General features: G+C 46.0%; 16 protein-coding genes. 6 read left to right on the top strand and 10 right to left on the bottom strand.

Annotation, left to right across the window (positions count from 1 at the left end):
- Positions 1–14 precede the first annotated feature (14 nt).
- From DN062_RS19195 to DN062_RS07445, 3 genes are all read left to right on the top strand, one after another.
- Positions 15–194, top strand: coding sequence for a carbon storage regulator (locus DN062_RS19195; protein WP_420811666.1), 180 nt, complete (start codon positions 15–17; stop codon positions 192–194).
- Positions 195–266: 72 nt separating this feature from the next.
- On the top strand, positions 267–1,328 hold the full coding sequence (locus DN062_RS07450; protein ID WP_112158702.1) for a hypothetical protein: 1,062 nt from the start codon (positions 267–269) through the stop codon (positions 1,326–1,328).
- Between the two features lie 255 nt (positions 1,329–1,583).
- A complete protein-coding gene (locus DN062_RS07445; RefSeq protein WP_112158701.1) occupies positions 1,584–1,841 on the top strand; it encodes a PAAR domain-containing protein in 258 nt (85 codons plus the stop codon).
- Positions 1,842–2,025: 184 nt separating this feature from the next.
- On the opposite strand, the gene DN062_RS18700 is transcribed toward DN062_RS07445, so the two are convergent.
- Positions 2,026–3,429: an OmpA family protein gene (locus tag DN062_RS18700; RefSeq protein ID WP_205126682.1), complete on the bottom strand. Its 1,404-nt coding sequence runs from the start codon at positions 3,427–3,429 to the stop codon at positions 2,026–2,028.
- Positions 3,430–3,449: 20 nt separating this feature from the next.
- Entirely contained in the window at positions 3,450–4,289 is an 840-nt protein-coding gene (locus DN062_RS07435) for a hypothetical protein (protein WP_239995729.1), read from the bottom strand.
- A gap of 247 nt (positions 4,290–4,536) precedes the next feature.
- On the opposite strand from DN062_RS07435, the gene DN062_RS07430 reads away from it, so the two are divergent.
- Positions 4,537–5,013, top strand: coding sequence for a hypothetical protein (locus DN062_RS07430; protein WP_112158700.1), 477 nt, complete (start codon positions 4,537–4,539; stop codon positions 5,011–5,013).
- A gap of 72 nt (positions 5,014–5,085) precedes the next feature.
- On the opposite strand, the gene DN062_RS07425 is transcribed toward DN062_RS07430, so the two are convergent.
- Genes DN062_RS07425 through DN062_RS07410 form a run of 4 tightly spaced genes read right to left on the bottom strand, consistent with a single transcriptional unit; the run spans position 5,086 to position 8,582 of the window.
- Positions 5,086–5,850 (bottom strand): thiosulfate oxidation carrier protein SoxY, encoded by a 765-nt coding sequence (locus DN062_RS07425; protein WP_112158699.1) that lies wholly within the window; start codon positions 5,848–5,850, stop codon positions 5,086–5,088.
- 10 nt (positions 5,851–5,860) lie between these two features.
- Positions 5,861–6,913, bottom strand: coding sequence for a YeeE/YedE family protein (locus DN062_RS07420; protein ID WP_112158698.1), 1,053 nt, complete (start codon positions 6,911–6,913; stop codon positions 5,861–5,863).
- A gap of 4 nt (positions 6,914–6,917) precedes the next feature.
- Positions 6,918–8,228 (bottom strand): NAD(P)/FAD-dependent oxidoreductase, encoded by a 1,311-nt coding sequence (locus tag DN062_RS07415; RefSeq protein ID WP_112158697.1) that lies wholly within the window; start codon positions 8,226–8,228, stop codon positions 6,918–6,920.
- Positions 8,229–8,240: 12 nt separating this feature from the next.
- Positions 8,241–8,582 (bottom strand): c-type cytochrome, encoded by a 342-nt coding sequence (locus tag DN062_RS07410; protein ID WP_112158696.1) that lies wholly within the window; start codon positions 8,580–8,582, stop codon positions 8,241–8,243.
- A 166-nt stretch (positions 8,583–8,748) separates the two neighbouring features.
- On the opposite strand from DN062_RS07410, the gene DN062_RS07405 reads away from it, so the two are divergent.
- Positions 8,749–9,483: a hypothetical protein gene (locus DN062_RS07405; protein ID WP_112158695.1), complete on the top strand. Its 735-nt coding sequence runs from the start codon at positions 8,749–8,751 to the stop codon at positions 9,481–9,483.
- Positions 9,484–9,485: 2 nt separating this feature from the next.
- Positions 9,486–10,025, top strand: a complete 540-nt coding sequence (locus DN062_RS07400; RefSeq protein ID WP_112158694.1) for an elongation factor P hydroxylase — start codon at positions 9,486–9,488, stop codon at positions 10,023–10,025.
- 69 nt (positions 10,026–10,094) lie between these two features.
- Here DN062_RS07400 and DN062_RS07395 read toward each other — a convergent pair whose 3' ends face one another.
- From DN062_RS07395 to DN062_RS07380, 4 genes are all read right to left on the bottom strand, one after another.
- Positions 10,095–10,568 carry a copper chaperone PCu(A)C gene (locus tag DN062_RS07395; RefSeq protein WP_112158693.1) on the bottom strand — a complete coding sequence of 158 codons (474 nt, stop codon included), beginning with the start codon at positions 10,566–10,568 and terminating at the stop codon, positions 10,095–10,097.
- A gap of 10 nt (positions 10,569–10,578) precedes the next feature.
- Positions 10,579–11,175, bottom strand: coding sequence for an SCO family protein (locus DN062_RS07390; protein WP_112158692.1), 597 nt, complete (start codon positions 11,173–11,175; stop codon positions 10,579–10,581).
- A 62-nt stretch (positions 11,176–11,237) separates the two neighbouring features.
- Entirely contained in the window at positions 11,238–11,735 is a 498-nt protein-coding gene (locus tag DN062_RS07385; protein WP_112158691.1) for a hypothetical protein, read from the bottom strand.
- Between the two features lie 57 nt (positions 11,736–11,792).
- Positions 11,793–12,020, bottom strand: coding sequence for a hypothetical protein (locus DN062_RS07380; protein ID WP_112158690.1), 228 nt, complete (start codon positions 12,018–12,020; stop codon positions 11,793–11,795).
- Between the last annotated feature and the right edge of the window lie 73 nt (positions 12,021–12,093).

The raw sequence follows: 12,093 nt of genomic DNA, 5'->3' as shown, positions 1-12,093 counted from the left end.
TACTTACAAGAAATATGGGTCAAACCATCAAGCTGGGCGATGACATCAACCTGACAGTCACTCAAATAAGTGGTACACACATTAGGTTTGGCATCGTCGCCCCCATAGAAACGAATATCGTCAGGGCAGAGCTCATTAATAGACATTGTACATATCCAGTGAAAAGCCAAGCGCACTCTAAATCCGAAAATTGAAGGTGGTTATTCTTTTATGAACGCGAATAGCCCGGACTGGACAGAGTTTCAATTTTTTTGAGGAGGTAGTGAGTGAAAACAAAACCTATGGCTTGGGTTGTGGGTGGCGTGCTGCTGCTTGCAGTGACGTTAATGATATGGAATGTAAAAGGAACTCAGATGGCACGTGCATCGGATTATGTGATTGATCGAAATTATTATGTCATCGTACATGCTCACGGTGCAGCGTATGATGTATTTATTAACGGCATTACAACTAAAAAAGAAAATGATGTTGGTTCAACTAGCTTTAACTTGCCTATCAATCGCTTAATGCAATCTGATATTAATCGCGTGACGTTTAATTTTAGCCCCACTGAGCTCAAGTATGATGAGTTTGGTAAGGTTATTGTCGAACCTAATTCAAACTTTTTCATTCACATTTCCATTGAATCCGTTCATTTAAAAACGCGGGAAAGAGAGCGAATTACACTAGTGGATGCACGCTATGATATGGAAACAGGGCAAATTGTCAGTAACGAAAAAACGATATTTGATACTGATCCTGTTTATCGTCAACCGCATATGCAGACCACGGGTGAGTTAAAGTTAAAAAGCAATCATGTCTGGGTGAATCATGGCCTTGAATCACCGATTCCTAGCCAACACCTAATCGCCGAATTCAAGACATCTGACCGTTTCCCACGCTTCCATTGGTTGGACGAAGCGGTTGTATTGGAAGATACACCCAAACTGCGCAGAGAAGTTCGCGATGCCTATCGTTATATTCACAAGCTGATAGAGAATGGTGACTTTGGTGGTATGCGCAGGATCATGGAGCCGGGTTGGAAAAACGCGGCCATTTCCTTGAATATGGGCAATTCAGCAGATGACTTTATTCGCAGTGCCAATTCACGGCAAGCGTTTGTTAAAAAACGAGAAGATGGTCGCACACTTCAACCCTTGCATTTTGATCAATTAGAAACGCCGCTTGAGTTAGATCATTTACAGTTTATGGCCGATGGGCGTGTCGTTCGTCTGTTGCCCGACCCTATACGCTGGAAGCGACCGGGATCAACGCAAACGACGTTTTCTCGCTTTGTATTTTATATGAATGAAGAGGGTGTTTTGATGGTTGCTGCGATTGTGCTCTAGAGGAATTTCAGCCGATATTTTGTAATTTGTCTGAAGAGGTCAGCCAATGGTGATCAAGGATTGTTGATACGTAGGATTGAATAGCCTTGATCTTGGCCCAGAAGCAACTGCGGAGTTTACCCGATGCCCTGCAATGGCTGCTCTGTGACCGTCTGCCGCCAGGACGGCGGTAGTTGAGCGAGTCATGGACGACGTAAGCGCGTCACAGAGTAGTGATTGCAGGTGTGAGACAATGATTAATAAGAGGAATGAAAAATGCCAGCCATTGCGCGTGTTGGGGATTCACATATTTGTCCTAGAAAAGGGCACGGAAGAGGGACTATCGTTAGTGGTGGCAATTCAATTGTTGTAGGCAGCCCTGTGGCACGTATGGGAGATAGAGTTTCATGTGGTTGCGTGATCGTTCAGGGTGCTGCTCATGCCTTGGATGACGGTAAACCTATCGCCTATGTTGGCTGTCGCACCTCGGGCGGTGGGCAAATCACCTCAGGTGCTTCGCAAAGTGAGGTGTGAAACGGGTAGTTAATAGAATGAGCCTTGCTCTTCTATGAGTATCAGTCCTCTTAAACGGTAGGTCACATTGGTGTATTGACAAAAAACGCTTACTCGCCATCGACACACCTCTCGGCTTTCAACGCTAGGAGGTTTCCATAAGAATGGCCACTGGTTAAATAGCAACGAATGCGGAATTAAGCAATTAACGATCAGTGAGTTTTATTTCGATACGTCGATTGCGCTGAAATGCCTGTGCAGATTGTCCGCTATCGACTGGATAAAACTCACCAAATCCCGTTGCCGCTAGGCGATGAGGAGGAATACCTTGGTCGATTAGATATCGCACGACTGAAACGGCACGTGCCGTTGAAAGCTCCCAATTGCTCGGGAAAAGTGGGGTGTTGATGGGAACGCGATCCGTATGTCCATCGATCCGAACAATCCAGTCAATATCCGATGGAATATCCTTTGCTACATCTAGTAGAAGAGTGGCCAAGGTATTGAGTTCAACTTGTCCTGCCGCGCCAATTTGAGCAGAACCTGACTCAAAGAACAATTCGGATGGCAGCAAGAAGCGATCTCCGACAATACGGATATTTGCATGGCTTTCCAGTGCTTCTCGTAATCGACCAAAAAATACAGACTGATAGCGCTCTAACTCATTGACTCGTTCTGCCAGAAGCCGATTGATTTGTGTCCCTAGCCCCGCAATCTCCGTGTCTTTCTCTTCATTGAGTGACAGCTGTAAGCGCAATGCATTGCTGATTTGTTGAAGCTGTTGTTGTAACAAAGCAATTCGATGTGTTAAACGTCGAATTGAAGCCTCTTGATTCGTGGTTAAGCGGCGCTCGTCTCTTAAGTCATCATCCGTTGACGTCAGGCGCTGAGTCAGTGTTTGGACTTGTTGCTGGGTGTTCGTTAAGGCGAGGGTTTGGTTTCGCAGCTCGGTTTGGCTTAGGATGAGTTCTGCTCGCACTTGTGCAAGGGCGGATTGCTCTTCTTCTAATGTGGCTCTGAGTTCAACAATTTGATTTTGTTGGGTGGCCAGCTGTAGTTGTAAGCCTTCGGCTTCTTGCCGTGCGTCCATTAAGCGAGTTTCTAATGCGCTGATTTGCTCTTGATTTGCAGTGAGGGCATCGTTGGATTCTTGTAATGCGGACAAGGCTTCTTGCTGCAAACGTTCAAGAGCCGCTCTGTGTAGCCTTTCTGTTTCGAGTGACGCCTGTAGTTCTAGAATTTCGGCTTGAGTTGAGTTGAGTTGAGTTTCAGCATTATTTAGCTCTGTCACTAAGCTTTCTAAAACTGATTCTAAAGTGGCTTCACGTGATAGGCTTCGTTCATATTCAGATTGAAGAGCGTCAAGTTCTGCTGATAGCTGAAGTGTTCGTTCTTCTTCAACACCGAGCAGCCGAGTAATTTCGCTTAGATGATCGTTTAAACTGGCAAGCTCAGTGTCTCGGTTAGAAAGTGTTTGAGATAAGTAAAGTTGCGTGACCATGTAGATCATTAGCATGAAAATGACGAGCATGAGCAAGGCCGAAAGTGCATCGACATACCCCGGCCAAATATTGATGCTACTCCGACTGCGACGTCCCGAACTCAGCATAGTAAAGTCTCCTTCGTCAATTATGACTGTTTGCGCGCTAGCTCAGTCGCAAGCTTGAGATTTTCTTGCCGTAATCGGTCTATCTCCAGAAGAACATCTAAGTGTGCTTTGTCATCAGGAATTGCGTCGGGGTCATTTGGGTCGCCATGGAAGCGTGCTTTTTCAACAAGATTGGTCACGCCTGTTAACCACTCCTCTAAACCATCGTAAAAACGGTTTTGAGCATGGCCCGCTTGAATATCGAGAAAGCCTAAAACCAACGAACCACCTAAGCCTAGTAAGGACGAACTAAAGGCTGTTCCCATGCCTTCAAGTGGCTTTAATAAGCCACTCTGCAGCGCTGTAAACACCTCAGCGAAGTCTCTTTGTTGCATATCTAAACTCATGATGACTTGTCCGACAGAGGAAATGGTGCCAAGTAAGCCCCAAAATGTCCCTAATAAGCCTAAGAAAACCAAAAGGCCTATAAAGTAGCGAGTGATTTCACGTTGTTCATCAAGGCGCGTACGAATACCATCTAAAACGGTACGCAATGACATGCTAGACAGAGAAAAACGATCTCTTTTAGAGTCTTCTCCGAGTTGTCTGGCTAAGGGTTTGAGGAGTCTTGGTTCCCGTAAAATAGAGAGTCCGGTTCGTCCGGTTCTAAACTGAGCCACCCAACGAATCTCTGGGAACAGCATAAATACTTGGCGATAGGTGATGACAATGCCAACCAAAAGCACTACGAAAATAAGTAAATTAAATACCCAATTTGCCATGAAAACCGTTTTCAATGGAGCAAAAATCAAGGCACAAACGGCGCCGACGATGGCTAAAAAAATCGTCATCCAAAAAATTGTATGCTTCGGGTTGTTCATAGAAATACCACTCAGAGTCAGCGTGAGTTATACCTGAGATCATCTATGACAATTGCTCAAGTGTAAATAGCTAAACTTTCCTGATTCTCATGTAGAATTGCCAAACACGTAAAAATATGTTGATCTCAATCAGGCGCTTAAGCCTGAGTCGATATTAATCGATAATAATTCTATTTTTCATGTTGCGTTGCAGTATGATAAGCTTGCAGCGTATCTATAATGTTGTACAAAATGGAGTCCGTACTATATGAAATCCCCCATGACTTTAGCGTTTGTATTAGCGGCCTCATTAGGCTTGGCCGCATGTGACAAGAAAGAAGAGCCTGCGCCTGTCACGCCACCTCCTGCGGCATCTCAGGTTGAACAAGAGACAGCTCCTGAAGTGGTTGAAGCGATAGAGGCTACGGAAGAAGCTGTTGAAGAGTCGACTTCAGAGGCTGAAGCATTGATTGAAGAAACCATTGAGTCGATTGAAACTCGTGTTGAAGAGGTTTCAGAAGCCGTTAGTGAGGCCGCTGAAGCGGGACAAGCACAAGTTGAAGACGCGGTTGAAGAATTAAAAGCCGATGCACAGACTGCTATTGATGCCTTGCAAAACGTTGCTGTTGAAAACGCTGAAGCCGTTGCTGAACTTGCTGAGCAAGCAGAAGAAGCCGTTGCAGAAAAAGCGTCGGAAATCGTTGAATCGATGGGCGCGCTAGCTGAAGAGAAAGAAGCAGAGTAATTCGTAATTCTCACATTCGAGATGACCTGTGACTTCGCGTGTTAACACTGAGTCACAGGTTGCGAGTGTTGGTTAAGGTTTTTCTTCTATATGCTCGCCCAGTTGGTCTTCCCATCTGAAGAGAAGATTATCAACTTCATCTAAGAAAGCACTCACAAAGGGATTCGCTGATGTACCTGTATGGAACTTAACAAGCAGGATAGGTTGGTCATTTTGTTTGATGGTCAGTGACTCAACAAGTTGTTGAGGAATGACTTCACCTGCCGCTGTTTCTCGAAAGCCTGTCTCCATCGGATGATTAATGAGCGTTCTGACTTCTGCCGCTTCACCAGAGCGAGCATTTCTAGGCAATGCAATTCGAGGAGAGCTCATGACCGCTGCATCCACCGAGTCGTCTCCCGTCATTAAGCAGCCACTCACAGTGACTCTTACATCACGTTGGCTCAACCATTGCCGACCTTGGTTACTTTCTGCGAGTACAAATACTTTCTGCGATTCGCTAAGGCGGATACGTGTCGATAGCTCAATCCGGCTGAAAGGGGCTTCGAAGTGAAAATCAATCACTTCGGCATTCGGGTTACCGCTTGAAAAAACACGAATTGAACGAATAAACTCACTCTCGGCGAGTTGCGAAGTGTCGAAGTTGACCCGTAAAGGGACAGCAGCACCATTTTCAGCAACGAGAGGTAGAGTTATATCGATACCCTTGGATAATACGACTTCAGAATTAACCGCTTGCGCCAGAGGGGCAACGCGCTGCCAATCGTTGGTCGTCTGTGCAATCGCGGGTAGACAGCTGACGAGCGCGAATGCGGCCAAGATACTTCTTACACTCATGAATTTTCCTTTAGTAAGATTTAAAGACGCGTAAGGATATGTACGCTCCACAAATGATCGAGGGTAAGGCTATTAGGCTGGTGAATGCAAGCGTCGAAAAACCGCTTAATCCTTGGCCTAGCGTGCATCCTAAGGATAAAACGCCACCTATTCCCATTAAAATCCCACCCACAATGCCTCTTTGCATTTGACCAACGCTGTCATAGGCTTGCCATTGGAATTCTCGACTGAGTAACGCACGCCCAAAACTGCCCAGAATGACGCCGAGCACAACGACGCTTGCAAAGCTTAAACTCATTCCAGACGCAAGCATTAAATACTGTAAGGATTCGCCGATGGGGGCAACGAAGGTTAATGAGCTAAGTCGGACAGGGTCAAAGTCATCTGCACCGATTACGCCAGTGATCCACCAGCCCGCACTAATCAAAACACCGATGATTGCGGCACCCAGCCAATTTCTGGGTGTTGTACGTAAATGCTCAGATCTTGATGCATACATCAATAATCCGGCAGCGATGACAAGACTCGCACTCCAGCGAGACACTGAAGAGGAGAGGCCCATTATCGTGAGTGCTTCGGGTACTGAAGCACTTGGAAGAGGAACGCGAGTAAGGTTTTCTAATCCTATGCGAAGGTTGGCAAACACACCTGACATCATCATGTAAGCACTTAAACCAATGCATAAGAGCACAAGGAGTGAGCGCAGATTGCCACTGCCTAACAATACTAACGAACGGGCACCGCAAGCATTTGCTAACTGCATGCCTATCCCGAACATCAACCCTCCAACGATAAGAAGCGGTATTGAAGGATTGCTCTGAAAATAGTGAGTTTGGTTAAACTGAATGCCTGTTAGCTCAACCAATACTTGGCTTAAAAGCAATGCACAGGCCATAGCCAAGGCAAAACTATGCAGCTTGCCTGTATCTGAGCGCGTAAAGCGTTGCTCTATACCACGGTATAAGCAGAAACGGCTCCACTGTCCAATGGCACCGTAGGCAATGCCTAACAGTGCTCCAAGGATTAGGACGGCTTGCTCATGGTCATTAAAGAAGGCGTCCATAACGTTAGTATTGGGTCCCCCAGGTGTCTTGAGTAATGGCTTCATACCAGCCAACAGCATAGGCTGCTTCGGCTTGGCGTATTTCTAGACTAGCATCCGCTGCACTTAATCCACCAGAACCAGGAACCGTAATGATTTGATTGTCTTCAACCTTATAAACACCGGCAACAGAGATCCCGTAATCTGGGTTCACAAGGCTGTAGCAGGTGTTTGCCCAATAAGGATCGGGTGCAGTAATGCCCGCTAAAGAGGCCACAATGGCAGCCGCAGCAACCTTGCCTTGGGTATTGGCTGCAAATCCTGATTTTGGCATGGGGGCTGCTAAGGTTGCATCGCCTACAACATAAATATCAGCTACCTGCTGTGATTCAAATGTATTTGGGTTTACAGGAACCCAGCCACTTTCATTTGTTACACCTGCGCGGTCAGCAATAAAACCCGCTTTTTGTGGAGGAATGATATTCAAGGCTGATGCTGAGTGTAAGGTGCCAAATTCCGTTTCGACTTCACGCTTATCCGCATCAACACGAACGACGCGGCCATCGCCGGAAACGCCCACCCACTCTATCATGTCACCATAAATATCTTTCCAAGCGCTCGTAAACAAACCTTGTTTTGAGAAATTATCTTTCGAGTCCAAGATAAGCACTTTGGAGCGAGGTTTGTGTTGTTTTAAATAGTGTGCCACTAAGCTTGCACGCTCATAAGGCCCCGGTGGGCAACGAAAAGGATCAGCAGGGACCGACATGACAAAGGTACCGCCGTCTTCCATATCTTCTAATTGTTTGCGAAGCAGAAGCGTTTGGTTACCCGCTTTCCAAGCGTGAGGCGCTTTTTCGGATGCGGCTTCATCATAGCCTTCTATCGCGTTCCAGCGCATATCAATGCCCGGCGATAACAGCAAACGATCATAGCTCAGCACTGAACCATTCGAGAGGGTAACCTTATGTGCGACACCGTCAATATCTTCAGCAAATGCATGAATGACGTTCACACCAAACACGCTTTTAAGCTCTTCATAGCTGTGTCCAATCGAGTCAAGGCTGCGCTCACCCGCTAAGACTAAATTGGAAAACGGGCAGGTGTAAAAAGTGGAGTTGGGTTCGATCAGTGTGACATCAATTTTTGGGTTTCCGCGCTTGATATATTTTGCAGCCGTTGCGCCACCAAACCCACCACCAACAACAATCACATGCCCAGCGTGACCCGAGGTGTTGGCAGCGATAGTAGGAATAGCAGGAAGTAAACCAACCATGCCTAGGCCTTTTAAAAGGCGACGGCGAGACGTAGAAAAATTCGTATTCTTGTTGCTCATAGTCAGTTACCCTTACTTTCTTTTGACGTTGGCAAAGTAGTTCGCCAGTGATTTCAATTCTTCATCAGTGTAACCTTTAGCGATTCGGTTCATGACCGTCGTATTCGGTTGTAAGTCCTGTTTGAAGGCCAAAAGTTGTGCTTCTAGTACACTGGCAGGGCGGCCTGCAATTGCAGGAATAGCACCAGCTAACTTGCCATCTGTACCGTGGCAATTGGCACAGGAACTCGACATTAATGAGACTTGTCTCTCTGGAAGGTCTGATGCCTGAGCATTGATTGCTAAGAGTAAAGTTGCACTAGAGAGCAGCTTAATGAGCGTGCTTCGAGTGCAAGGCAGGTAGCCTGAAATCATGATATGTCCAGCCTTAGTTGTTAGTTATTCAGTAGGTGTAAAATTAGCATAGGTTGATTGATTCTTAAAAGAATAAAATAAACATTTTTTATACTCAAATGATATATGCTTTTAGTGTCTCAGTGCGAGAAAATACGTTATTCCAACCGAATCAGGTCTTAGTATTATGTTAAAAAAATTGCTCATCGTGTCGTTAATGTCATATTTGCTGGCAGGTTGTAACCAAGCAAATACACGCCCAGACGAGGGTGGCTCTGACGTTGTGGATCCACATAGCTCTGAGGGGCGTGCTGAGATAGCCGCTAGCTTAGGTGACGGTGGACCAATAGAAGTAAGACAAGGCGATATGTCGGGGACGTTGCAACAACAATTGGATCAAATTTCAGGGCGATTAACGCTGTTACAAGAGCAGGTGATTCAAATTCGCTCTTTAAGCCAACAGACGTTGGAACAAGGTCAGCTGAATATGTCTCGCTTGCAACTTTTAACCGAGAGTCGTGCGCTAGGTCCTTCTGTAGCAGGGCAGGCTGAAAGTGAAAACACACAGTATATAGAACAAGCGGTTCAGGAAATTGATTCGGCAGTTGCGCAACTTTTGTCTGCTTTGAGTATGCAGTCTCCAGATATGGGGTCTGTTGTCGGTGCTTACCGTATATCAACGGCGTATACACGCAATGGTTGGATTTTGATTCGCTATCATGCTGAGTCAGGAAAGGCTTGGTTGGCAGATCGCGGCAATTGGATCGATATTGGTGAAAGTGGCACGCTTCGTAATTCGATTTTTGAAGTTCAGGTGCAACGAGCAGATCAAGACGTAAAAGGGTTTGTTGCTGTCCGAATTGATAAGCGTGATGGTCGTACTTGGTGGCTGAATGATAACACTTGGCAGGCACTGAATTAACGATGGAGCACAGAGTTGACGATCTGATCCGTATTTTTAAAGAGTGTTTTGAAGGTACATACCAAACTCGTTTAGTCAGAGGGGATTTTGAGCCGCTATATAGGCCTGCTCAACCAGGGCAGGCTTTGCACGAGATAGTATTTGCTCATGGCTTCTTTAGCAGTGCGTTGCACGAAATTTCTCATTGGTTAATTGCTGGGCCTCAGCGGCGTTTATTAGAAGATTTTGGCTATTGGTACGAACCCGATGGTCGCACGGCAGCGCAGCAAGCTCTGTTCGAGCGGGTTGAAATTAAGCCTCAAGCAACAGAGTGGATTTTATCTGAAGCAGCTGGATATCGCTTTCGGGTAAGTACCGATAATCTTAATGGGGAACCCACGGACAATAGTGAGTTTAAGCGCGCAGTGTATCAGCAAGTGTGTCACTACTGTGAAGAGGGTCTACCCGCTCGGACTGACATTTTTCGCCGAGCGTTGGCTGATTTTTATAAAACACCTAGTGATCTTTGTGTTAAGCACTTCAGTTTGGCTAACTTGCGTTAGCTGTGATGCTGCGAAGACAAATTACAGATTTACAGCCACTTAGATACAGGTCTTTGTGGCTGGGTTAACTTAATGACTGTGTTTATGCGAGTGACCATGCGCATGCTCAGTTGAGCGCATTGGCATCACTTGTCGAACGGGGATACTTAATTGTTTTTCCGTCCCATCTGAAAGATTGAGTGTTAGGTCGATCTCTTCGCCTTCCGTCAAGGTTGTATTTAAACCAATGAGCATGACATGCAAGCCGCCTGGTTCAAGATGGATATCGGTTTCAGCGGGAACTTCAATCTGAGAGACTTGGCGCATTTGCATAACGCCATCGACTTCAGTATGGGTATGCAGCTCTGTAACCTTGGCAACGCTTGACTGTGCTGACACGATGGCAACGTCTGTCTTGCCATGATTGGACAGCGTCATAAACGCGGCGCTATTGGGTTGGCCCGGTGGCATAGCCCGGGCGTATGGATCAACAATGTGTAAATCCTCACAGGCGAACAGGCTTGCAGAGGTGAAAAGGCTACAGGCAATGAGTAATTTCTTCATATAAATGATCCTAAGATTTTCCAATCAGTTTGTTAAGGTTTTGAACCAGTGTGTTAGGGTCGACATTGTGCGTGACTGTTGCTTCAAGTTGACCGTCAGGGTTCACTAGATAAAGACGAGAAGAATGGTCGACGGCATACTCCATTGCTGAGTCTTTCATTTCTACCTTGCGGTAAAACGCACCATACTGGCGTACAACACTGTCGACTTCTTCTTTAGATCCAGTGACGCCTATGAGCTGTGGAGAAAAGAAACTGGCATAGTTTGCAAGATGATCCAGCGTATCGCGTTCGGGATCGACACTGATAAAAATACCTTGTATTTGTTGGCGGTCTTCTTCGGGCATATTTCTCAGCGCTTGACCTAAAATAGCAAGGGCCATAGGGCAGACATCTGGGCAGTAGGTATAGCCGATGTAAATCACCACCCCTTTTCCTTTAAAGTCGGATAAGGAAACTGGCCCTTCGGCTGACTGCAGGGTAAAGTCACCCCCCACCGATCCAAAAGAGATTCTCTGCTCAATAGGCTTAGGTTGTTGATACAAATACCATAAAACACCCGTTAAGGTGACTAGGCTCAAGAGAAGCAAAACTCGAATTGTTTTCATAGAGAATCCTGAAATTATACGTACATGAGCACTCTGTCTTAACACAATACTGACTATTTTCGCTACTGTGCATCAAACTCAAAATGGCTTGAATAAATTTGTTCATTTGCCAAAAATGTTACGCGGGCACGCCAACGCATAGTCCCTGTTGTACAGACGGCCAACTCTGTTTCACCCTGCCAATGTCTTGAGGAGGGGATGGGGTCGAGACGAGTTTGGTTCAGCCCCATGTACATATCGACACCCTCTAGCTCAAGTAGCACTTCATCCGCCACGATGCCTTCGAGGGTCAGTCTAGCCGTGAGAGGCTGGAGAGAGACAAGAGGTTGAGGCGTTATACTGAGGCGCATACTGATGTCTCCACGCAATGCCACACAGTCCCCTGAGCTTAAGTCACAGGGTAACGGGTTTAAAAAAACAGCGTCACTGGCACGAAGCTGCTGTTGGCTGTTTTGATAATACGGCACACCAAACATTAACCCCCCCAATACGATAACCAGTAAAAAAACGAAAAGAACAGGCTTTAAATGTTGGAGTTTAGATGAATCTTGATCATGCATAGGAAAGAGTCTAGTTGAATTGAAGGGATTAGGCGATGTGACGAATTGTCGCAGTGCTTAGCTGGTTTCGGAAGGAAGTTCGTAAAAACCACGCCTAAGCAAAATAAGACGCCATTTAGCGACAATAGTTTCAGCCTCCTCAAATGAAGAAAGCAGCGTATGGGTGAATTCACTATCATCACTTGAGCAGTCTCCCCAGCTTTGAGTGAGAATAAGGTCTCCCATCAGGTCATGGTAGACACGAATAGTGAAATATTGGTCATCGTTTTGCCAGCGTAAAAGCACAGTTTATCTTCTAGTCATTAACAGGGTAGATGTATATGCGAGACCCCGACCCTATAACCTTCTATAATAAGTC

The sequence above is a fragment of the Nitrincola tibetensis genome (assembly GCF_003284585.1).
In the GTDB taxonomy this organism is placed as follows: domain Bacteria; phylum Pseudomonadota; class Gammaproteobacteria; order Pseudomonadales; family Balneatricaceae; genus Nitrincola; species Nitrincola tibetensis.
This window is presented reverse-complemented; position numbering and strand designations above follow the sequence as displayed.